Annotated in this window: 18 protein-coding genes and 1 pseudogene; 3 read left to right on the top strand and 16 right to left on the bottom strand. The window is 40.3% G+C overall.

All coding sequences use genetic code 11. The annotated features are described in order from the left end of the window. Positions 1-9: 9 nt before the first annotated feature. The 16 genes from K429_RS0120245 to K429_RS0120155 all read right to left on the bottom strand — a co-directional run bounded on the left by K429_RS0120245 (position 10) and on the right by K429_RS0120155 (position 21,360). Positions 10-2,061 (bottom strand): toxin-antitoxin system YwqK family antitoxin, encoded by a 2,052-nt coding sequence (locus K429_RS0120245; RefSeq protein WP_029327856.1) that lies wholly within the window; start codon positions 2,059-2,061, stop codon positions 10-12. Further along, complete coding sequence (locus K429_RS0120240; protein ID WP_007215797.1) at positions 2,058-3,290, bottom strand: Cof-type HAD-IIB family hydrolase; 1,233 nt, start codon at positions 3,288-3,290, stop codon at positions 2,058-2,060. Before K429_RS0120240 ends, K429_RS0120245 begins: the two co-directional genes overlap by 4 nt. 271 nt (positions 3,291-3,561) lie before the next feature. Further along, on the bottom strand, positions 3,562-3,654 hold the full coding sequence (locus K429_RS30400) for a smalltalk protein (RefSeq protein WP_007215796.1): 93 nt from the start codon (positions 3,652-3,654) through the stop codon (positions 3,562-3,564). 63 nt (positions 3,655-3,717) lie between these two features. Further along, complete coding sequence (locus K429_RS0120230) at positions 3,718-4,206, bottom strand: HU family DNA-binding protein (protein ID WP_029327855.1); 489 nt, start codon at positions 4,204-4,206, stop codon at positions 3,718-3,720. Positions 4,207-5,310: 1,104 nt separating this feature from the next. Continuing rightward, complete coding sequence (locus K429_RS0120220; protein WP_029327853.1) at positions 5,311-6,471, bottom strand: restriction endonuclease; 1,161 nt, start codon at positions 6,469-6,471, stop codon at positions 5,311-5,313. Next, positions 6,468-7,928, bottom strand: a complete 1,461-nt coding sequence (locus tag K429_RS29015; RefSeq protein ID WP_029327852.1) for a restriction endonuclease subunit S — start codon at positions 7,926-7,928, stop codon at positions 6,468-6,470. The genes K429_RS0120220 and K429_RS29015 overlap by 4 nt, the downstream gene beginning before the upstream one ends. 5 nt (positions 7,929-7,933) lie before the next feature. Next, complete coding sequence (locus K429_RS0120210) at positions 7,934-9,442, bottom strand: nucleoside 2-deoxyribosyltransferase (protein ID WP_029327851.1); 1,509 nt, start codon at positions 9,440-9,442, stop codon at positions 7,934-7,936. After that, positions 9,439-11,643, bottom strand: a complete 2,205-nt coding sequence (locus tag K429_RS0120205; RefSeq protein ID WP_029327850.1) for an N-6 DNA methylase — start codon at positions 11,641-11,643, stop codon at positions 9,439-9,441. Before K429_RS0120205 ends, K429_RS0120210 begins: the two co-directional genes overlap by 4 nt. Before the next feature lie 141 nt (positions 11,644-11,784). Continuing rightward, the gene (locus K429_RS30395) at positions 11,785-11,922 is read right to left on the bottom strand and encodes a helix-turn-helix domain-containing protein (RefSeq protein ID WP_155923450.1); all 138 of its coding nucleotides are present in this window, start codon (positions 11,920-11,922) and stop codon (positions 11,785-11,787) included. 1,071 nt (positions 11,923-12,993) lie between these two features. Next, a complete protein-coding gene (locus K429_RS0120185) occupies positions 12,994-15,330 on the bottom strand; it encodes a DUF4906 domain-containing protein (protein WP_029327849.1) in 2,337 nt (778 codons plus the stop codon). Between the two features lie 11 nt (positions 15,331-15,341). Continuing rightward, positions 15,342-16,148: a FimB/Mfa2 family fimbrial subunit gene (locus K429_RS0120180; RefSeq protein WP_044097061.1), complete on the bottom strand. Its 807-nt coding sequence runs from the start codon at positions 16,146-16,148 to the stop codon at positions 15,342-15,344. Between the two features lie 127 nt (positions 16,149-16,275). Next, the gene (locus K429_RS0120175; RefSeq protein WP_029327847.1) at positions 16,276-17,397 is read right to left on the bottom strand and encodes a fimbrial protein; all 1,122 of its coding nucleotides are present in this window, start codon (positions 17,395-17,397) and stop codon (positions 16,276-16,278) included. Between the two features lie 40 nt (positions 17,398-17,437). Continuing rightward, positions 17,438-18,958, bottom strand: a complete 1,521-nt coding sequence (locus K429_RS0120170) for a DUF3868 domain-containing protein (protein WP_029327846.1) — start codon at positions 18,956-18,958, stop codon at positions 17,438-17,440. Positions 18,959-18,999: 41 nt separating this feature from the next. After that, positions 19,000-19,542: a DUF3575 domain-containing protein gene (locus tag K429_RS0120165; RefSeq protein ID WP_044097007.1), complete on the bottom strand. Its 543-nt coding sequence runs from the start codon at positions 19,540-19,542 to the stop codon at positions 19,000-19,002. A 52-nt stretch (positions 19,543-19,594) separates the two neighbouring features. After that, the gene (locus K429_RS0120160; RefSeq protein ID WP_029327844.1) at positions 19,595-19,969 is read right to left on the bottom strand and encodes a hypothetical protein; all 375 of its coding nucleotides are present in this window, start codon (positions 19,967-19,969) and stop codon (positions 19,595-19,597) included. A gap of 455 nt (positions 19,970-20,424) precedes the next feature. After that, entirely contained in the window at positions 20,425-21,360 is a 936-nt protein-coding gene (locus tag K429_RS0120155) for a site-specific integrase (RefSeq protein WP_052340674.1), read from the bottom strand. A 381-nt stretch (positions 21,361-21,741) separates the two neighbouring features. Here K429_RS0120155 and K429_RS0120150 point away from each other — a divergent pair, with 381 nt between their 5' ends. The 3 genes and pseudogenes from K429_RS0120150 to K429_RS0120140 form a co-directional block, all read left to right on the top strand. After that, entirely contained in the window at positions 21,742-22,194 is a 453-nt protein-coding gene (locus K429_RS0120150; RefSeq protein ID WP_029327842.1) for a hypothetical protein, read from the top strand. A 91-nt stretch (positions 22,195-22,285) separates the two neighbouring features. Then, the gene (locus K429_RS30390; RefSeq protein ID WP_007215777.1) at positions 22,286-22,414 is read left to right on the top strand and encodes an AAA family ATPase; all 129 of its coding nucleotides are present in this window, start codon (positions 22,286-22,288) and stop codon (positions 22,412-22,414) included. Positions 22,415-22,430: 16 nt separating this feature from the next. Next, positions 22,431-22,703 (top strand): annotated as a pseudogene (locus tag K429_RS0120140) (cell filamentation protein Fic); the annotation flags it as partial. Positions 22,704-22,826 lie beyond the last annotated feature (123 nt).

The following is a 22,826-nucleotide window of genomic DNA, read 5'->3' as shown; positions in this document are numbered from 1 at the left end:
TTCTCTTTTTTAATACTTCTCTTTCCGTTCAAACTCTCCCTCCTCCGTATAGTACTTCCATGTGCCCTTGGGTATGTTATTTCCGTATTTTCCGCGGAGTTTCAGTTTGCCGTTCTCATAATATTCGCGATAGCGTCCGTGGCGTTTTCCCTCTTTCACTTCCGCTTCACTCTTCAGCGCTCCTTCGGGATAAAACTCCCGCAAGACGTTGCCCTCAAATTTCTCAACATAGAAGCGTTGCAACTCACTCATTTGCTCCTTCTCCGTTTCGGCATCTTCGTTCATTACTTCGTCGGCTTCATCGTCCACTACCACCGCTACGGCCGCTTCTTCCGGTTGATAAGGTTTATAGTCCATCACGCATTGCAACGAGGCGGACTGGCCGTCTCCCGTAATCTGCATGGTCCAATAGGGAAATGAGTAGACAATGTCCTTGTCCGATTGTATCTCTCCCCACGTAACGGCATTCATCATAGGCTTCAACTGGTAATAAAACTTATGCACATCCGTATATAAGAAAACGGTAGAGCTCGAATTCAGGTACGAGAAGGCATTTTTAAAACCCGGATTATCCTTCAACAGGTTCTTCTGATCGTAATCTTCTACAAATGAGAGCAGAGACGAGGCTTTGTTGCTAAACACCACATAATCGTCCACGTACGTGTAATAGGGTTTTTCGAACTTGTCGAACAGCCCTCCGAAGAACAAACGGAAGAAGCCTTTCATTTCCACATAGTTGATTTCAAATCCCTTATAATCAACCGTCTTTATCCGGAGCGGGGTGCGTCGCCTGATCTTCTTTTCTATAAACTCCATATTCTTACGGGCGTCCTTGATGCTTTTGGCGCCGATGGCCAGAATCAGTTCCGGATCGTGCCCCAACAGCCCCGGCTCGGATTGGGTAATGGCAAATTCTCCCGACATCCAGCTCAGGAAGTTTTCTTCCAGAGAGATGTCGAACAGGCTTTCAATCTTCTTCCGGGAACTCCTATAAGATTCGCACCATTGCGGATCGTGGACCGCGAGTGCATTCTCCAGTTCCTTTACAAATGTCACCGGATTGCTAAAACCGATGTTGGTATAGAGTGCCGTCCGTCCGGACAGGATTTCGTGGGCTTTCATCCGGTGCTTGCCCGAGTTCAGCAAGGCCATGATGTACGGATCGGCGGTATCTTTCCGCAAGGTATATCCTTTCACCTCCATCCGTTTGTGGTCGGTATTGAAATAGAGTCCGGCAAAATCCATGGAATTGCTGAACATATCGATGTACTCGTTCCCGGTTCCCAGATAAATATTCAGGAATTGGGGCAGGCGTGCATAATTGATAAAAACGCGGACAAGTCCTTTGCCGGACACCAGTTTTTCGGCTTCGATAAAAGAATGATCGAGACCGATTTTGGGCTTGTTGCGTGAGTCGATGGCCGATTCTACAAGTTTGGAGGTATAGGAACCTTCAAAATGATTGTCCACGAAGGCGCAATAAAAAATATCGCGTGTATCCGGATCGCGCATTTCGAGGATGTTAATCCCGTTGTGCATCCGGTTGGTCACGGAACTGCCCGCCATGGTGAGCACCGTTTCAAGCTGATCCTTCAACAAGTCCATCTTGGAGGCCTTTTGCATGTCCAGCACAATCAGGAAATCCCAATCGCGGGCACGGACTTTATGGATCGAGATGAGCATATCCCGTTTGCCCACAAGCGATAACAACATTTTATTGCTTCGGACCACGGTGTCGAGTGTTTCCACATTCCGGGTGACGTCCTCGAAGGCTTTCGCCCGCTTCAGGCATTGCCAGGTTGCGCTTCCGCTGAACTTTGCCCAATCGTCGATGGGCGCCGAGGACTGGATGATAAATGCCGCGTCTTCGGGCACCAGGTAGATTTGCTGAATGTTGCGGTCGGGCGAAACAAACAGGTGAACGATGGAGTACAAAAAATATACAACCAAGGCTAAACCGGCAATCGCAAGTGTTCTTTTTACGAGGGTCCGGGTATTGTTCTTCTTAGCGGATTCAACGGGTGGTTCTTGTGGCCCGTTGTCCAATTCATTTTCGATCATCCCTTTTTCAGTATGCTATTGACTACACGCACCGAAGACACCAGCTTGGCCGTGGAAGTAAACACATCCACATTCCACACATGCGAGGAGCGGCCTTTATGCACGATGGTCGCCACCGCCCTTACCGTATCCCCCTCATGGGCGGAGGAGATATGGTTTCCGCTGACTTGCATGCCGACCACTATTTCGTCCGGCTTGCAAAGTATCATGGAACCCAGTCCGGCCACGGTTTCGGCCAATGCCAGGCTGGCACCTCCGTGCAGGATGCCGAAAGGTTGGCGGGTACGTTCGTCCACGGGCATAGTGGCCTCTACCCTATCTTCGGAGGCATAAGTGTATTGTATGCCCAGATTTCCCATCAATGCATGGCGGGCACGCTGGTTGAGTTGCTCCAGAGGCACGTCGGCGGGGCGGATTTCGGCAAGTATCGCCTTCTCCACGGCTTCGGCCACGCCGTCTTCATCGTTGGAGGCGGTGATGCGGTCGGCACAGACCTTCACCGAGTCTTGGGCGTTTCCCATGGCGATGCCCAGTCCGGCGGATTGTATCATGGAGACATCGCAAACTCCGTCGCCAATGGCGATGACTTCTTCGGAGTTGATGCCTAACTTCTCAAGCAAGGCGCCCAGCGTATTGGATTTATCAATGGAACAGGGCACCACTTCCAGGAAATAGGGTTCCGAACGAAATACATCCAGCGCTCCGTTCAACCTCCGGCGCCAGTGGTCTTCCAGTCCCACGAGGGCTTCTTCGTCATCGCTTACCAGCATGCACTTGCAAGGGGCAAAGTCCACCGCTATCGAAAATTCGGTTTCGGCAATTATCTTCAGGCCATTCAGCTCGGCTTCGTGGCGTATGTGCTCGTTTTCGGGCGAGTCGGTGATGATGGTATCTTCGTGATACGTAAAAATGGCAAACCCGTTCTTACGGGATTTTTTTTCAAGATAGGGCAGCATTTCGGGGTTTATCCTACGTTCAAAGAGTAGTTCGCCACTTTGAGCATTGATAATTTGCCCGCCATTGTAGGAGAGGATGAAGCCTCCGTAATTGCCCAGTTCCAGAGCCTTGGCAATGGGCATAAGGCCATAGGTGGGCCTGCCGGAAGCTAATACGATGCGTACGCCCATCTGTTGCACTTTCAACAAGGCGGCCAGTGTGCGCTTGCTGATTTTCTTCTCACTATCGAGCAGAGTTCCGTCTACATCAAGAACTAATAGTTTGTATTTCATGACTTACCGGTTTTTTAGGTTTATGAAAACAAAGGTAAAGTTATTCAGGCGAAAACACAATTAAGTAACGAGTTTTTTCTTACGCATTTTCATTCGTTATTTACACATAGTTCTTTTGCTCATCAATACAACAAGCACAGTACTGACTCCACAGAATAGCTTTTTTACGATCTTTACTTTACGGAATGGTTCATTAAAAATATAGGGAAGTGCCTGAATTCCGACACTCCCCTATCTATCTATTTAACTCAGATCTTATATCTCCTCGTCATCACTTCATTGCATTGTTCCCCAGTGCTCCCAGCGCAGCCGAAACAATAGCCATCACTACTTTCAGTATTTTTTTCAAAACAGACTTCTTCATAAATACAATCGTTTAATTTTTAATTCTTCATTTTTTAATCTCTAAAACCCTCAGCTTTAAACTTTATCCAAGCGGGTTTTCCACTATTCCTCCGTCAGGTGACGATGAACCGCCACCTTCTGTAGGAAGTTCGTCATTGATGCGATCCACATCTTTGAGGCTAAGTCCTTCGGAGCGGGTGCTTCCGTTAGCCGTAATACGAATTTCCTTGTTGGCACGGAAACAAACGCGCAAGCCAGTGATATCATTCGCCGTAAACGCCTCTGCTGTATCCGCCCCCTTGCTACGGGCGGCAAGATAAAAAAATCCCAGTCCATCAATATTCACCGACCGCCCCAAAAGCAACTCTTCTTTCAACTCCGTACGGAAATCTTTTAACACAGAGTTCACTACACCTTCACTCACACCGGAAAGTCGGCTGATCTTTTTCGCAATCTGCTTCAGATCCATCGCCACACCATACTTATAGGTGATTACCGGATATACCTTCTTTGCCGATTTCTTATCGAGGGGATTTAATAATCTCCAAACCTTCTTATACAAAATACTCATAGTTCTTTCTTTTTAAATTAAATAAATCATGTTCAAAACCTCTTTGCTAACGTTAACGTTGCAAAGATGCGGCAACTTCTATAAAGCTCAAATGAACACTTACTATGGTATTTCAAAGCTATACACCTATACAATATAAGACCTATACGCCTTGTAAGAGCGAATCATCATTTACTCGTATGTACATATCACATACCTACTCAAAAAAACAGGAAGAAAACACGGTAGTATATCCGGAAAATTCAAGAGACTAAATCAAGCGCAGAAATTAAAAAGCACAACTATATACTTTATTGTAACAACGATTGTGTATAATGATTAGTCATACTTTAATGTGCCAATCTGCTAAATATATGCTAGATATAGCAATTTCTAACAAATGGAGCTTTGAGCACTGTTTTCCGTGTGGATATAATCAAAGTCAATCCGTTTACCCAAATCAACAACTCGAACAAAATCCGTTTTTCCAGCTTCTGCGGAATCAAATAAACGATTTTATAGGTTTGAGGTGAAAAGATGTATTTGTCAATAGAGGAAAATACCATTTGACAATATCCATGCAGAAGCCCTAAAAGCTATTTATCTGCCACTTTCTCCCGAAGTGTTGAAATGGATGTCGGAGCGTGGCGACAAGACACCAGAGGATCATGTTTTCAACTTGCCGTGTGCCGTACAGGCAAACCTGCTAATAAGGCCTTGGACGAAAGAGAACAGAATTACCAAGTGATCCCTACTTCGTATCCAGAATATATAAAATTGAGATTAGTTATTAATTATCAGAATCTGACTACCTCATCGTAAAATAGATTGCAAATTAATGACATACAGAATATCCTGTATTTCTGTACATTGCATAGCTCCAAACGACTCTTTATATAAAAAGTAAAGCAAAAATCAAATACAACAGAAGATATTCCGACTTTCGTTAAAATATGAAAATTCAAGAACATTATATCTTCTTGTCTCTCAAACTTTCAATGATTCTGCATATCCTAAATCCTAATCTATTAACTTCGTCATTTAGATATATATTTATTAGGTGATTTTATCTAAACTATAGTATAAATTTGGCCACGCCAATTTTATTAATATTGTTTCTTTACGTTAATCTGTATTCTCTTCTTCTTCAAAATATTTCTCATCAACAAGATAGTAATTAGCTATTTTAGGTATAATTCCAATATTATTTTTTATCAGAAGATCAACAAGCTTATCTCCATTGATAAGAGTAAGAGGTGCGGCACCTTTTTCAAATGCAGCATCTTTTGCTCCCTTAGCAAAGTCGGATAATGTAATTATTGTACCTTGAAAAGCATCGAAACGATGAAGACATCCACGAAGTGCGTCTAAAACGGGACGAGTTACATTTGAATTCGTATTTCGTTTTACTTGAATTACTTCTTTAACCGTTGTTATCCCGTTCTGACTAATACCTGTTACATCTACGCCTTTATCATTTGTTGGAGAAGTAACCTTAACATCATCATATCCCATCGCAGAGAGAAGATCTTTAATTATATTCTCAAACCGATAAGGAGTAGTTTCAGATAAAAACTTTTTCAACAGTATCCTTTGCTCCTTGTTAAAAAGCTCAATATCTCTATTTAGTCGATTTTCCTTATTTATAGTTGGATTCGAATTAGTGTCTTCTGCCGATTGAAGATAGTTCAAGCCTTTATCTGTAATGCAATAAGTTACACCATTACGTTTTACATATTTACGATCTACAAGATTGGCTAATCTTCTCCGAAGATAATCTTTGCGAACAGAATCCTGCTTGATATTGGAATGGTATTTAGTGTATTCTCCCCATTCGACAAGCAAGTCGGCTCGTTTGCCCCTTTCGATCAAAGACAGTTGCCGAAGAATCTGAATCAAGCCTTCTTCCATATCTATCTTTTTTACAATATCACTTGTCGGATTAGAGACAAAATCTTTTCCAGCATCTGTTAATTGATAAGTTCCATTATCCTCGGAAATTAAATTATAACCAGAAATAAGGAATTGGCAACCACGGGTCCAACGAGGATTTACATTTTTATTACTCCTTTGCCAGATTTTATTTGCGATTTCTTTATCTTTTCCTAAAAGCCGTTGGTCAATCCATTCATCGGGATTAGTCCAGTCTACTGTATTTTGAGGAGTCCCCCGCAATCCCCAAATGGTATTCCACATGTTTTTAAAATCGGCAATAGGCATACCAACTATTATTTTTAATAGCATAATTGTCATGCTATAGTCTGGATATAATGGAATTTTCATCATATTGTTTCTCCTAATATCTCTTTTTCAATTTGATTCTTAGCTTGTTCTAAAATATCATTTGCTTCTTGCTGAAGTAGTTGTGCTTTAATATGGATATCTCTTATGTGTGATACAATTTTCCTTTGTTTATTAAAGTCAACATCTCCGTTTTCTTTCAATGGTAAAATTATATTTTGATTAAAATATTCATTCATAATAAGATTTCTAATGCCATTAGTTTGGCTCTGCATCGAATTTGTTAATCCAATATTATAAATAGTCCTTAAATAATAAAACAAATACATAACATCTATTTGATTGTTGACTCTTATCTTATGGATGAAATTACTGAAGCAGATGATGTTATTTTCAATAATATTTTTTGTAATAATCGCAATTCTTCCTACTGGCTGATCAGGACTTCCTCCAGATTTCTCTATAAGCAAATCATTTTCCTGAATATCCATCTTTTGTAATTTATCATCCTTGATATAGCGATATTTTATTCTATTATTTTCCAGATTCAAATTATTCTGATTATCAAATTCTGTTGATCGTATGACTAAACATTTTGTATAATCCTCTTTCGCTTCCTCAATTCCCCAATCTCCAGAAATACTATTAATTACATATTTGTTTAATTTTTCAACCTTGAACTTTGTTTTATCAACATTAGTAATCGCCTTTTTAATTTTCCTTGTATTTATATCATAAGGGATTGGATCAAGTCTTTTCCCCGACACTTCTATAAATTGAGTCGTAAATATGCGGCTCTTTAAACATTCATCTTTTTCTGGTAGTATTATCCCAAGCTCCCTAAGTAAATAATCATCAATTGTAACTAACAATGCTTTAGCTTCATTTTCCTTTTGCAGCTTTACTTTAATGGCATTTTCATAAAAATCAACACACTTTATCTGTTCGCTCAAATTAAGTAAAGGGATTTGGACCTTTCCCAAATTACTTGAATTTAAATGCTTATTAGTAGCACCAGTAATGTGCCTTGTCATTTGCCTTTTTCCTAGATCAGTAAAAAAATACACTTGCAAAAACTTAGGATAAATCTTCGCATCACATTTACAGAGCAAGGTATCTGCTCCAATTATAGCATTTGAATAATTCTGCTCTATAGCAGCAGTATCTCCCGCATTTACTCCTGATCTTACAACTAAAACATCACCGATTTTAGGTTTTATAATGCGCCGATTCTCTAAAAAAATTTGCGAGAAAAAGACTGGATTTTCTTCCAAATTAATTCCTAAAGGACGTACATTTTGCGATCTAATTAACTGAGTACCTTCTTCGGAAAATTCTCTCGGATATTCAGGTGGATGAATAATACTAGTTGTTAGTTTCTTTAAAGGAAGAAAATGGCGAATTCCTTTTATAGTATAATATGGGCTATAAAACTCAGCGTCATATCTATCTTGAAGATTTGAATAATTTACTATAAATATATTGCTCATGTTTGTCTGCATAGATTTTACGATTTATCTAAAACATATCCATATTCTTTAGCTAAAATAGCTTCCATATTTTCTCTAATAGTTTTCTTTAGTGTTGTATGAGCTTCTTTTTTATAAGTTGCATGATACAACATTTTGTAATCGGATTTAGGCTCTTTCGATTTTTCTTCTCTAACTAAAATCGTTGGTTTTCTTAAAGCTCTCGCCCACCCCATCTCATAAGTTACATTCGGATTATTGTTGGTAATATTGGCGACAAATATTCCACACTCTTCAATTTTGTTTAAAATATCTTGTGTAATATCAACAGTTTTTCCTTGATATTTCATGATTTCATAGTGACCTATATTTATATGATAATCATTCTTAAGATCTTCTATAACCGTCTTATATATATCATTATGCGCCTCAACTTCTTCATCACTAAAATATGGCATAGCAATAAAGACCATGATTTCTTGCTCAGCAATTTTATCAAAAATCTTAATCAAATTTTCTGCTAAAACCTCTTCTGTTTCAAATAGATTATTATTGAGCACCCAATTCTTGAACATTGAAAACTTCCCTTTCTTGTCAAGAATCCAATAATACAAGAAAGCATATAATAAACCAAAACTTGAATTTGCTTTTAATCTGTCATTATCAGCATAAAGACGATCAACAGATTTAAGAGCGTCAAGAACTTTATTTACATTTTTATTCTTACCTTCAAGAATATTAAAAATATCAAGATAACAGGAACGAAAGTTGTCACCAATAATATGCTCAATTCCAGTAAACTCTTTATAATTATATTTTTCAATTAACTGACGCACTAAGACTCCTTCTTTTCCTAAAATATCTTTAAGTTCATTATCAGGAAAACAAATCTGGTCATCAATAAGTACTTTTAGATTCTCTTCAGAAGTAAGAGGTATTGTTTTTGTATTAATATTATGAAAAAAAACTTTAGTAGCTTTATCAAATTCATTAATAGCATTCAATGTTTCCGAACCGTAAATTTCCTCACCTAGTATTATACAAAAAGGAGCGATCATTCTCTCCACTTTTGATGAATTTACACTTTCTGCTGCACGCAAACGATGATTGCCATCTATTCGGGATAAAGGCTGCATATTATCTTGTATGAGCTTTGAAAGCTCTACATCATCAAAAACTAATTCTGCAACTTGTATACTATTTTCCCCTCGAATATCCTGACTTTGTTTATAATCGACTGTTCTAAATTTTATTTGTGTATTATCGACATTAGATTTGTATGATTTTCCCTCAGGAACACTTTTCATAGGAGTAAGGCTTGATTTTCCTTTTGCAAATGAGTGTCTGAACTTATATCCCAATATAATCTCCGGAAAAAACAAATAGGATTGGTTTTCAAGAAAATCTGTAATATCACTTCGATTTATAGGACTACGTTGATAGGAATAATCAGCTTTTGATATACGAGCTAACTCTTTAATGGGAGCGAACCCTCTTATACATATTTGCCCATTTAATGAATGATCTAATATACCTCTTAAAATCATAATCCGTCCTCCTCAATTGAGTTTATGAATTTGGTTAACTCTTCACTAATTATATCCAACTCATTAGTTGCAGTCGGTTTACCTGTTGCATCATAACCAATCTCTTGCGCAATAGCCATAAAAATAGGGTAATCGGCAAGTGTTTGAGCTTTCTTTATCTGATATAATTCGATTAGCTCGTCTTTTATGTCACTCACTTTTTGAGAATACAATGCATTTATATCTGCTTTCCATGCTTTGAAAGCATCTGTACCCTCCACTTGTTTTTTATCGGTTTTTCCTGTTGTGTTTTCAAATCCAGCCCAATCTTTGACAATCTGCTTTTTTTCTTTGTCTAATGCTTCTATACGCATTAAGTATCTCTGCTCTTCTCTTAAAGCCTGTTGTAAAGTGGATTTTTGAACAGTAATCTTTTCTGATTCTTTTTTCGTCCATTTTTTCAAAAAAATTACCGAACTTTTCACTCCTGCTCCTGTTGACATAAATGCAGTTTGGGGCATAGATACGACAGCAACGATCCGGAACCAATCTTCAATTTGGTTACGCACATATTGTAAACTGCTGTTGGTCAAAATGCCATCCGGGATAACAATACCTAAGTATCCACCTTCTTTTAGAAAATGATAGGCTTGTTCTATGAATAATATTTCAGTACTCTGATTATCTCTTTGAGTTTCAGGTTTAGTTATTACAGCCAACCAATCATCTTCTTTTTTGCCGAGCTTATACTCCCTTATATAAGCTTTTTCTGTTTGACGAACAATACTACCAAAAGGAGGGTTGGTTACAATAAAATCGAAACTATTATATTGAAAACCTCTGTTCTTCGTTATCTCTTCCAACTTCTCCGGTGAAAGAAGTCCATCTGCTGTTATAACATTAGTATGTCCGTCATCATGAATAATCATATTCATTTTAGCCGCACGGGATATTTGCTCGTTTATTTCTATGCCATAAAGTTTCTTTTCAGCAAAATCATGCCAATGTTTATAATGCCTCTGATTTTGTCTGATATCATTTTTGTAATTGGGGTATAGTTCACTAGCCTGTTTACGAACTTTATCTAATGAATATAAAAGAAAACCTCCACTACCGCATGAAGTATCTAATACCAAAGATTCATTTGTGATAGGAAGCACATCTGTTACAAATTTCACGATTGGACGAGGGGTAAAGTATTGGCCAAAGTTTCCACGAAAGAAAGAATCCATAAAAGTCTCAAATGCTCTTCCTTTGGCATCTAAATCAGTTTGACTTAAATCTATTCCTTGTAAATAGCCTACAACTGTTCTTATTTTTTCGGGAGAAAGACGAATATTATCTCTGAACACTTCCGGGTCTTTTTTACGTCCTTCTTCATATAATTTATTTATTCTTTCGGTTAACCTTCTGTTTTCTAAATCTCGAATCGCTTGATTCAACTCTCTTTCACCTAATTTATTCCAGTTTTTAATTTCGTCCTTGTCAACTGTTATTATTTGAAAATCATAAGGTTCTCCTATTCGTCGATCCTTACGTTCATCCCATATTTTACAAAAAATAAGTTTGTCGAGTTCGTCAAAAGCTTCTGAAGGATTTAATTGACCACCGCCCCAAAGAGCATCATGAGCTTGTTTAAAAGTGCGGGTTAGCTCATCTTGTGTAATAACCGATAAATCTGAAAATGTCTGTTCTCCTTCTTGTATCGAAACACTCTTTGCGTCATATACAAAATTATAATTCGGGAGTTGGTGTACACCATATTTGGGTATATTTGATTTACCTACACGAGAATATTTATTTTTGTTTACTTCATAATATTCATTTTTAATACCGGAAGTTACCCAAATGTACTTTACATCATTCGGCAATGCGTAAGCATAACTATAAGCTTGCTCTATCGCTTGCTGAAACTCAGCTTCACTTACTTCTTGTTTTTTACATTCAACAACAATATATGGTTCTGTACATTCATCATCTTTATATACAATAATATCAGCTTCTTTAGATCCGCTACCCATTTTAACAGACTCATACAATTTGATTTTTTCAGCTTTATAGCCATAATCAAATATCAATTTCAAGTATGTTTCAGCCTGTATTATTTCTTCGGGATTTGTGTAACTACGAGGCTTCTTTCCTTGACGCAGATAAGTTATAAACTTACCATCTTCACTTATCTGTACCAGTTTCTTTTGTATACCCTTATTTATTAAATTCATATATCTTTGTTTGTCATTTCAGTTTTTACAATTTTCAATACCTACTATTGGATTTTTCACCAATTCATATACTTAATCTGCCAACCCCAAGGTTAATAACTCATCAAGATTAGCATTGAGCATTCGTGCTAATTTTAAGACTTACTTTTTTACTTTACGTTTGCCTCGCTCTAGTTTACTCATAGGAGCAATATCTGTTTCCAGATTAGAAGCGACTTGCCTAAGTAAAAGTCTTTCTGTTTCACGTAATTCTCTAATTCTATGTCCAAATCTATTCATTATCTTTTTTTGATTTGTCTATTCTTTTGCAAAAATATAAAATAAAAATGGTATTGTTTAGATTTTGAATATTTTTATCTAGGATATTTTTGGGGGGGATCTGCTAGAAAACAATATTCAATAAATAGAAAGTTATGGATGGTGATTGAACAGCAATTGGAAAACAATTACATTACTGGGTAAAAAGTGTATTTACTCCGTGTAGAATTCATAGAGGTTCTTACTATAGTATAGATTTTGACAGGAAAAGCCCTACACATCAGGAAAATCATTGTGCAAATCTATTGAAAGCTTGTTAATTACCCTATCACCCTAATTCTGCTCTTTCAGTTTTAGAGAAATCATTCGCCCCAACCACCAATAAAAGTACATCAATTCTATATTGACTGTTTTTATCATTCATATTTTCATAGAATGAATTTGCAGCTTAATAGCCTTTAGCTACTCTAATATATTTGTTGCCTATTGCATTTATAGGATAATTCTTCACATAAGGATGTTTTCTACAAAAGTAAACCAATAAATATATAATAGTTGCTTTCGAAGGATATTATCCACAAGTATATTCCAGTCAAACAGGATACAGATTTACAATATGAATATACTATTTATTTTTCGTTGCATAGCCCTGTAATAAAGCTCGGTTATCTATATATCTCATTAACTACAGTAAAATTTAAGATTGTTCACTATCAAACGACCTTTAAAGTTTCATCGCAGTTTCCCATGTCCTACTCACAGTTCTTTCCTTTAGCTTTCTTTTCTTCTGATATTTTTCTTCTTCCATGAGTTCTATCATTTATATACGTAAAAAAATAACACATTTTCTCCAATAAAACAAGGTTCATTAAAGTATTGGAATATACTTGATAACAGAAAAAGTTGACGCTTTATAAAGTTAAACGGAGTAAAAGCATAAAATAAAGAGTTCGATGCAATATTGAACTCTTTCATTCTAAACGTGTCTTTAGTCTTTTATTTATCTTATCAAACGTATAAGTGTCATTTTTGAAACAAAAATCACATTCCCATTCATATCTTTACCGCCATTTGATTAAACGGAATATTTACTCACCGAGATACTTCTTTAACACAACGCGCTGAAAACCCGAGCGAACGTTTTCCTGCATGTGCTATATGTATCTGATCAGTTCCAGCATACATAACGCATGCCATTGTATATTCTGGACCACAAGGAGATGCCATCCATAAGTATGCATTTGTTCCTATTCCTTTAATTAGGGCATCAGAACCATTACGGAAACCAGATACCGGCAAAAAGGCAGTCGCGCCCGTCATACCACCAAAATACAAAAAATAATTACTGCCACTTGTCGTTTTCCAAACAAGATTCAATAAATTATACCAAGATCCGATATCGCTATATCCAATCCCTGTCCAAGTATCCGCCGGAGCAACACGCCAGCCTGCAGGACAAGGATCATAGATTGTCTTTTTTCCACGTTCATCTTCCGTACCCCAAGGAGCAGGATCCAAAATTGTACAAGGAGGAGGATTTGTACTATTACTCTTACCTTTCGCTGTATCATTGTCACCCCATAAACAGTTCGAGACTTTCCATTGATTGGAATTCAATGTTGCATTATTTATCCAATTATCCCCCTTAATAAATATATCAGGATGCTGGATACTATAATCCAAATTATTTTGAATAGCACTCCCTGTCATCTTGGCATCTACAGCTTTTGTATAAAAAGTATCACTGGTCGAACCATTTGTACCATTCAAGGGAAAAGGATCTTTCCGCCCAAACTGATAATTCAAGTTAAAGGCTCCGGTGTTTCCCTCAAACGTCAGAGAGCTATTACCCTTGTCTAATAATGCGCCCAATTTACACTCCATCAAGACTAATTCACGTTCACGCATGGCTATCCTTTTTACAGCTTCATCCGGAAATGTATTTGCATACCATTCCCGTTTAGTATTAGTCTTTATCTTTAGAGTATGGTTTTTATTTAATTCTGTCAAATTCACTCCATCGGTACGCCAGATATGCCAACTCCATAATATTTGGTTTGAATTATCTCGCACAGCTATCAGAGCATTCCCTTTGGCAATTCCTGTCTTAAATTTTACGTACCCGGAATTATCGTCCCATGTTAAAGAGGTAATAATTCCACTATTTGTCTCCCATACGAGAATAGCATCTTTTATTTGCGCTTTGGGAATTGTTACAGCACTCGTACTTCCTGTAATCCTACTAGGCATCAAACTTATGCCCGAACCATACTGTTGTGCTGCATAATCTTCTGTCTCACCGTTGCCTCTTACGGTTGCATTGAAATTATACCATGCATTATCTGTAGCCGCCAGATAACAGTTTGCACAGCCTTCTGTGCTGAGATCAACCCCAACAATAACCCTGGAGTCACTAGTCATACCATATCCATCAAATGTAGCCTTCAGCGTAATGTTATAAGTATAATAACTGTTCCGTTTAATATTAAAATCGTTCGTATTGTTCTCGCCAAGATACACTGTCCACGTTACGGCTATAGAACCAACTAATCCATGAATGACTACACAGGTAGCATTGGCAGGTGCATTGGCAGTCGTTTTATCTTTCTGGGCAGAAATCGTTTTAGTTCCCCTACGGTTCTCAAACATATAAAAAGTCTTACTCACCGAAGTTGCTCCAGACGTAGTTATAACCCCACTTTCTTTCCAATGTGCAGCAGTAGCAGCCTGAACGGCATCTTCCGATACACGGGCTACATAATAGGAACGTGCAGGAATGTTCTTTACGGAATAATTCGTAATAGTAATCCCACTGCTCTCTTGTACTTTGATATTCAATACAACTTTGGCTACCATACGGGTTAATACCAGTTTTGCAGATAAAGTTTGTGTTCCCGTCTTGATATTCACACTCTTCATGCTTCCCGTCATTGGCAGATTGGTGCCTTTATTCAAGTCATCCCAATTGGTCAGGCTGTATACCATACTTTTCAGATAAGACTCCTTATGCATGGTATATCCCTTGAACAAGTCAGCTTTATCCGTATTGGCAACGGCATATATGGTACATCCGGTAGCACTACGCGTATTAATGGTAACCGTAGAACTACCCGTCTGGTATTTCTGTCCGATCAGCTCACCCGCACTGTTATAGACCAAAATGTGCAGGTCACTGATCACACTCTCATTGACTGTCCGGGTAACGAAGTTCGCCTGTTCTTCCCCCTGCACTTCCACCCGAATGGTAGCGGGCAAACCTTCCTCCATATCCAAATCCTCCATACCCCCTTCTTCCGGTTGGCAAGAACTGCACACAGCCGTCATTGCCAACAGTGTACCCAGCATGAACAGCACGAAAAGTACCTTCCAACAAAACGGTATGGGTTCTTCCGTTTTCGGGTATACCCTGTATTCAAATAACCTATTCATACATTTCTTACTTACATTTCTACATCCTGACCGACCGTTCCCCAGGGAACCACACTCACAAAAACCTTAACCTCCGCATAACGAAAGTCTATATCAATGTTGGTCTGTTGCCCCACAGGGGCATACAAAGGACGAAGTTCATTATCTTTAGTGATAGTAAATAATTTCTCATCTTTCCGGTAGACGTCTATTTCCAACGTTTTTCCCTCCCCGGTAGGGAATATATGAAAAAGCGGTGCATAGACATCCCCCTTGGCATCGGTAACGGAAACCGGTTCGTATCCGGCTCCGTCCCCCGAAGCCTCACCCATAAAATCCATTTCCGTACCGATGCAGTGTACGATGAAACGGTATGCTTCACCGTTATAAGGATAACGTTCGGCAAGATAACGCGTGCGTATACTGAGGCCCGCCACCATACGTTCCATTACGAGCGTAATATCCGTTCCTTCCACACCCCGCGTGTTTATCTCCCCTATTTCTCTGCGGCAATAGAACAGGTCTGTTATTGGAATGTGCGTACCGTGGGTATATTGCCGAAGCTGGAGTTTCGCATCTTTCAGGGATGTTCCCGGTGCTATCTCCGTAGTAATCAGAGTATCTTCTTTCAAATTACCCCAAGCTACGAGCGTTAGCCGTTCGCCCCTATCCTCTCCAAATGAAAACTCCGAGAAGCCCTCAGAGGGAATCATTCTGACGAAACCTTGTTCATTAAAAAGATAGATATCCGATTTCTGCAAAACTCCATTTCCGGTAAGGTCGTTCCCGTCCGCATCCACCGCACGGACATGCAGTTCATACCGGACACAACCTTCCATATCCTCACGTACGCACGAAACGCAACAAAGAAGAATAAAAAGAAGCGGAAAGATGGGAAATATTCCGAGAACTCGCATAGGCTGGTACGGATTGGTTTATAATATCATATTCTGTCTCGTAGAAATATCACTCGAAAGTCACATTCTGGTTGATAGTAAGCTCCCAATCGGCAACAGTAACCGTGAGTTGCAAGGTAGCAGGGTCTATTTCTGTATCATCATCGTCTACCCCCTCTCCCTTGATAACGGCGGTAAGCACGTATCGGGTGTTAGCCACTATGCTGCCTTTGTCTGTGCCCTCTCCTCCTGTAATAGTGGTGTTCGCCTGTTTTTTATTAATAGTGATGGGATAATACCGGGTCACGGGAGCGCTGGTTGAACCGGTTCCATCTGCATCAAATGTTCCTTTAATTATAAGTTTGGTCGGTGTAGCCGAAGCATTCGGAAATGCATAGAAATAGTACGGAGTGGTGAGTTCCGTATTAGCTGTATGGGAAGCCACCGCTTCATACAGGTATTTATTGGCCTTGTCACTCCCACTGATAGGAACACTGCCAGTCTTTTCCGCATTGACGGAACTGTTCGCATTCTTCAGATAGATACCGGTCACGTTGAATGTGGCATCTTTAAATTGCCCTGCTTTGTCGAAAGCGGTCTTGATGCTGCTTATGGATACCCTCGCAACAAGACGGGTTAGCTCCGCGGTAGCCGTGGCTTCTGCACCCGCCGTGAGATTCTGTTTGTTTACTATTCCCAACATCGGAAGGTTATTGGCCTTTTGTGCATCCGTTATCTCACCTGCTCCCGCAGCCTTGGTCGTTTCCGAAAGAAGCATCAGCTTGGCCTTGAACCCGGCAAGGTTGGTTACTCCCGCAAAAAGTGCCGGTGAAGCATTGGCTACCACATAGATTGTTTGCTCGTCGCCGGGTTCACAAAGTATCGAAATCGTCTTTCCACTACCAGTCGCTGCGTCTTTGATATCCTTGCCTGTAAATTCTCGCAAGGCATTGACAGGGTTACCCATCGCTCCGGTGAATACAGCTACTGTCAGGCGGTTGATCTGGGATTCATCGGTGGTGGGCAGAGTCCCCGTAGCACGGCTGTCCGCTGGTGCTCCCACTAATGTAAGTTCAAGTTTTGCAGTCTTTTCTTTCGGCTGCATTCCATTCTCGTTTTCATCACTGCTGCATGCAGACAGCGAAAGGGTTGCTGTTGCCAGCACCGCCCACAAATAATTACTTGTTTTCATATATTATACCGTTTATGGTTATTTGTTCATTGCTTAATCCTTAATCCTTAGTTTTCAATTGTTCCAACGCCTGAATCGCCTGTTCCACTCCGGCAGCTGCCGCCATCGTAAGATACACCTCCGCCTTATCCCGGTTACCTTCAAGCAGACAAAGAATCCCCATGTTATTATAGGCTATCGGAAGGGTGGCAAAAGATTCCAGATACCCACGCGCCTTAGACAGTTCCTTTTTGCTCAAAGCCACTGCCGCCGCATTGATGCTGGCTTCCGGGCTCTCCGGGAAAAGCCTTGCAGCAAGGTCCAGTATATCATTATATTCAGTAGAACCCACCGGATAGCTACCTGCCACGGCAAAGAATTCATTCAGATGAAGGGCGCGCTGTTTTCCGCTACGTAGCAACTGAAGACTTTCAGCAGCGCCCAGAGGCTTGCGGGTGTATTCTATCCGATAGTCCACACGCATTACTTCAGGAAATATCTTCTCCATAAGATACTTGTAAGGCTTTCCGTCTGCAAACGACATCAACATACGTTCGCGGCCTTTAACAATCTCTATATTATTAATAAGATCGAGGGTAGCCTCCTTCAGTAACATATCACTTTTTCTCACCAGACTGGTGATAGAGTCCCAATCTTCAGAAATCCAACTCACATCCAGCAAGGCTCTTCCCGCCAGGCGGTTTTCACGTAAATACTCCTTTAGCTTAATAGCACGTATCAGGGCATTTGTCTCGTTTTTCTTCAGGTTTCCCACAGGCACACCGTAACCGGTTACACTGATTTTCGCCAATTCTGTACCCATCTCCTGACGTACATCATGCAGTGCGTCGCGAAGACGGCAGTAAATCTCGAAGTTCTGCTTTTCCTCGGAGAGTTCGCCAAGTTGCTTCCCATCTTTCTGTCCTTCCTTCCGTTTGAAATATGGGATAGATCCCGTTATGCAATGCAACGTGTCCTTATCCGGTGCAGGCTGAATAAAGTTCACCAATGAAAGAAACTCGGCATCGATATCCGCATCCAACCGGGATACCCTTATCTTCGGCAGGTGGATTCCATCCGCTATCTTATCTTCATAAACATCCCCTTTCTTACCATGGCAGGCACATTCCTGTGAACGCAACAAGAGTATAGCCCGCTCCATCCACTGCCCATAGGGTACCGACACTTTATAGGTAAACGCGCGGGAAACCGCATGATCGTTGCGTATCACCACTGCCGGAATTGGCGAAGTGCGTGCCTTAGCGCTATTGCGTTTACCAGCCGCCAAAGCCTGTGTCCGCTGATATACTTTTTGTTTCTCCGCCCCGTTGATGAGTACGGCAGGAAGTTCCTGCTCGTATTCACCGTTTTTAAGTACGGGGGTCACGGTCAGCGACTCATCCGAAGGCATTTTCAGTCCTTCGAAGTCAACGGACAATTCCACATTCAGGTGCCCATTCGTCAGCGAAAAATGTTGTCCGGTAACAAATAGTTCTCCCCGGTAAAACTCCTGCCCGAGACAGAGACAGCACGTAGCGAACAAGAGTGTCAATGTCAAAGGAATACGGATTAAGTTTTTCATGCTCTATGTTTAATTACAAATTACTAAATTATAAACAACTCTCAATTTATCAGATATACCAGTGATACCGCAACCCGGGTTGGCGCAATGAAGTTTTTATGTTCTCCTCCAGTCTGTTCACCGCAATGCAAACAACGGTAGCGTTCGTATCCGGTATGCAGAAATCCTACGCCGACGCTTGTCTCGATACTCCACCGGGGGGCGAGAATAAAGTGGTAGCCGTATGATACTCCCAGCCCCATGAAGTCCCCTTCATATCTTGAAGAATGTACTCCTTTAAAGAGCCCCAGAGGGAGTTTCATACCTCCCACATTATATACTCCGTACAACAAATGCGCACCGAAGAAGTGGCCGCCAAAAGGCTGGCACATCCAGTAGCGCAGTTCAGACTGCACAAACCAATGTTTCCAACGCTTGTCTCCGCCTGCCGGAAAAGGATTGTAATGAAAACCAGCTTCTAATGTGAGCCGATTGGAAAGCTTCACTTCCACCCCGAAATTGGGCGAAGAAAGTATTCCCGTCAGCAGATCACTCTTCACTGCAAGAATCTGAGAATGCAAGTCTGCAAGACAGAACAGCAGCATAATCAGGGACAATATGAAAGTATTTCTTTTCAAAAGGTTTCGCCAATTACGTTTACAACTCAAACAGCTTTATCTCTTTCAGATATTCCCTTGTGATATAGTTTACTATACCGAGTTTCTGCGCAGCTTTCCCATATCGCATGTGAAATTCTTCAGTAGTGGGGTGATTGCAATCCAGATGCTCGCCAGTAGCTTCGAGGATATCAAGAAGGGAAACATCAGAAGAGTCACGTGCAGGACTGTACACCTGTATATCACGGGAACCTCCCTTGTCAGACAGTTTTATGAGTCCGGCACTTAAAAGCTTTGAAAGCAGGATGTCCATATCTTGCTCTGTAAGCTGGCAAGCATCCGCATGGATTATGTCTCCTCCCGCATAGATGTCGTTAAGTACTGCGATGGCAGCTTGTGTTTTGGATGTTATCATGGTAATTGTTCTGTTTTATCCATTATATGCACTGGCATTACCTTGTAGGTAACGGATATACACATATACAGCAAGATACAAGACTCATACAAGCCCGATATATACAAAAATTTATATGTACATATGATTCACGGTGTACAATAATCCTTTTCCCGTCTTCAGCTTCCAGAAACGGGTAAGGGAAGTAGTATACAAATTTGCACGGTGCAGGAGAAAATAATCATTCGCCAGACCTGTATACAGGAAAAGAAACTTGTAAAATCTGTAGTATTTGTTTTCTAATATAAATCACCGGTTGATAAATGCATGTAAACAAGCAAATAAAATATATTTCTCTTGGGATTTAGAAATATATTATCTACTTTTGCGCCATAATAACATCTACGTTACCTACAAGGTAATTTATTCACATCAAACTATAAATCAAGCATTTAATCTTCAAATAACATATTAGACTAGCTCTCAAATATGTAATTCATTATAACCTTATTCGCCCGATCCATCCGACTATTTCCAAACCCTTTCATATACCCCTCGGTAGTAGTTACGGAAGCGTGTCCCAGCCCTTCGGAAATGATTTCAATGGGAATGTGACAGTACTTGCCCGCAGTAGCCCACGTATGTCTGGCCGTGTACGATGTCACTTTACCCTGTACTTTCCTCCACAGAGCAAGCGCACGCAGTTTACTGTTAAGCAAGCGTAATATCCGCAAGTAATCCCTGTAAGCAGCCATTCCTTCCAGACTTCCATCCAAAAAACAAAGCAGATAAGGCGAAGTGTCGTCCCGGTTCCGGTAGCGCTCCAACAACTGCATAGCTCGACTATCCACACGCGCAGAAAGCGGCATCCCCGTCTTTCTGCGACGCAAGGTCAGATAGCCATCCTTCAAATCGGACTTCCGAAGATGGGCAAGATCAACAAAAGGCATCCCATGAAAGCGAAACATAAGTTCCAAACATACGCGTGCCCACTCCATACCGGGAGAGATAATATCCAAATCCTTTTCTGCCAGTAATTGCCGCATATCATCCCGTTCCAATACCCGCCGATGGTCTGCCTTGCGCCCTGTGAACACTTCCCTGAACAAATGGGGAACGAAAGGCACCAGTTTACGCACTACTGCCCGGTTATAAACCGCCCGAAGCATACGCATATAGGTAGAGATTGTATTCCACTCCAGGCCTTTTTCGCCCTTATGGAGGAGGTAATACTCATACGCCTTCAACCACAGGGGCGTAATGCCGGACAGGAGCAACCCGTCGCCATCAAAGGCCATCACGGACCGTAACACGCTACCACATACATGGGCGGTACTGTACTGCCCGTTTCTTTCAAGTTCAGTGACCACCGAACTCATAAAATTGTTTAAATAGACTGTCTTCATATTCATTCATTTTTTCGCACGTTATTGCACGCGCATATACTACGTCACAAACAGGCATTAAAGACAAATGTTTCATTACAATACTATCTTTAACCACCGCCTTCAAGTTTTGCCAGAAATGTTAATTTGACAGATATTTGCACCAAAGGTCAGAGGCGGGTGATTTAGTCCCGTAGAAGAGCCATGCGTTCCTCTACGGGCAAAGCACCCTTCCTCGTAGAGAAACGACCTATTGGTCGTAGAGCAACATCGACATACCGTAATCATTTGATTTTCCATCGTTTGCCGGAGTAACACATCTGCCTTCTTCCACTGCTCCGAGGAACGCTCCCCGCCACAGGGACACAAACGTATGGAAATATTTTTCACTTCAAAACAATATACAAAATGATTACAGTTACCATTCAGGTAAAGCCCTATCTCGCGGCTTATCTGCAAAGCGCATACGCGCATTGTACCATAGAGGGTGCCATCCGTTTCACAAAAAATCAGAATCTTTACAGTTGCTTACTACAGCTCACCACTCCCCGCCCCAAAGGTGTGTCATGGCGGGATCAGGGAAATATCACCTTTTCCCTACCCTGCCCCAGTGTAGGGAAAGATCCACGAACCTACAATTATTTAGGAGAAGAAGCCGTAAAAATCCTGGAACAGGAAATCAACTATGAAATGAGAATGGATTATTACCGCTTCCTGCGCAGGAACAAGTTTAAGAACGGGATGATGTTTACAAGGGCTACGGAGTTGTATCTGGAAGAGCACGGAATGATGGAACTTATACCGGAAGAGACGTTGCTGAAGAGTTATTTTTTGTGGGTGAAGAAGGTGGAAAGAATATAGAATTGTATTTTCTTTATACAGCAGAAAACATCATCACTCATACCACTTATACAATTTCTTTTTCTAACTTTGTGAAATAAAAACATTGAGTATGATAGAACAAATCTTCATAGAAAACTATAAATCCATCCGCAACGCAAAGATTAGGCTGAACAGCCTGAACGTGTTGATAGGTTCCAATGGTGTAGGAAGAGGAATAGAAGGAAAGCAACTGAAATAATTATGAATATCTACTTATGAAAGAAAATAATGGAATCATCATCTATCAAGATGAAGACGGCGTAACAAAAGTCAATGTACGCTTTTCTAATGAAGATGTTTGGTTGACTCAAAATCAGTTAGCCGAAATTTATGATACTACGCAGGAGAATATCTCTATGCATATCAAAAACATCTACGAGGATAAAGAATTGGATGAAAATCGAACTTATAAGAAATTCTTATTAGTTCGTCAAGAAGGTGCACGGCAAGTAAAACGTAACATCGACCATTACAACCTCGATGTAATGCATTCCAGCCAACATAATTGAGATGGAACACACTGACTATGATTCCTTTTTGAATGAACGCCGTAGGCTAATGGCTCAAAAGATAAAATCGTACTACTATAATTTATAAAAGTTTTATTTTCT

Origin of the sequence: Bacteroides sp. 14(A) (assembly GCF_000526555.1) — a bacterium.
GTDB classification, from domain to species: Bacteria; Bacteroidota; Bacteroidia; order Bacteroidales; family Bacteroidaceae; genus Bacteroides; species Bacteroides cellulosilyticus.
The sequence above is the reverse complement of the archived record's forward strand: the minus strand, read 5'-3'. Positions and strand labels throughout refer to the sequence as shown.

What these genes read in the sequence shown, in the direction of transcription:
- K429_RS0120245 (WP_029327856.1), bottom strand. Translation starts at nt 2,061, where the DNA reads ATGATCGAAAATGAATTGGACAACGGGCCACAAGAACCACCCGTTGAA.
- K429_RS0120240 (WP_007215797.1), bottom strand. Translation starts at nt 3,290, where the DNA reads ATGAAATACAAACTATTAGTTCTTGATGTAGACGGAACTCTGCTCGAT.
- K429_RS30400 (WP_007215796.1), bottom strand. Translation starts at nt 3,654, where the DNA reads ATGAAGAAGTCTGTTTTGAAAAAAATACTGAAAGTAGTGATGGCTATT.
- K429_RS0120230 (WP_029327855.1), bottom strand. Translation starts at nt 4,206, where the DNA reads ATGAGTATTTTGTATAAGAAGGTTTGGAGATTATTAAATCCCCTCGAT.
- K429_RS0120220 (WP_029327853.1), bottom strand. Translation starts at nt 6,471, where the DNA reads ATGATGAAAATTCCATTATATCCAGACTATAGCATGACAATTATGCTA.
- K429_RS29015 (WP_029327852.1), bottom strand. Translation starts at nt 7,928, where the DNA reads ATGCAGACAAACATGAGCAATATATTTATAGTAAATTATTCAAATCTT.
- K429_RS0120210 (WP_029327851.1), bottom strand. Translation starts at nt 9,442, where the DNA reads ATGATTTTAAGAGGTATATTAGATCATTCATTAAATGGGCAAATATGT.
- K429_RS0120205 (WP_029327850.1), bottom strand. Translation starts at nt 11,643, where the DNA reads ATGAATTTAATAAATAAGGGTATACAAAAGAAACTGGTACAGATAAGT.
- K429_RS30395 (WP_155923450.1), bottom strand. Translation starts at nt 11,922, where the DNA reads ATGAATAGATTTGGACATAGAATTAGAGAATTACGTGAAACAGAAAGA.
- K429_RS0120185 (WP_029327849.1), bottom strand. Translation starts at nt 15,330, where the DNA reads ATGAATAGGTTATTTGAATACAGGGTATACCCGAAAACGGAAGAACCC.
- K429_RS0120180 (WP_044097061.1), bottom strand. Translation starts at nt 16,148, where the DNA reads ATGGAAGGTTGTGTCCGGTATGAACTGCATGTCCGTGCGGTGGATGCG.
- K429_RS0120175 (WP_029327847.1), bottom strand. Translation starts at nt 17,397, where the DNA reads ATGAAAACAAGTAATTATTTGTGGGCGGTGCTGGCAACAGCAACCCTT.
- K429_RS0120170 (WP_029327846.1), bottom strand. Translation starts at nt 18,958, where the DNA reads ATGAAAAACTTAATCCGTATTCCTTTGACATTGACACTCTTGTTCGCT.
- K429_RS0120165 (WP_044097007.1), bottom strand. Translation starts at nt 19,542, where the DNA reads ATGCTGCTGTTCTGTCTTGCAGACTTGCATTCTCAGATTCTTGCAGTG.
- K429_RS0120160 (WP_029327844.1), bottom strand. Translation starts at nt 19,969, where the DNA reads ATGATAACATCCAAAACACAAGCTGCCATCGCAGTACTTAACGACATC.
- K429_RS0120155 (WP_052340674.1), bottom strand. Translation starts at nt 21,360, where the DNA reads ATGAATATGAAGACAGTCTATTTAAACAATTTTATGAGTTCGGTGGTC.
- K429_RS0120150 (WP_029327842.1), top strand. Translation starts at nt 21,742, where the DNA reads ATGATTACAGTTACCATTCAGGTAAAGCCCTATCTCGCGGCTTATCTG.
- K429_RS30390 (WP_007215777.1), top strand. Translation starts at nt 22,286, where the DNA reads ATGATAGAACAAATCTTCATAGAAAACTATAAATCCATCCGCAACGCA.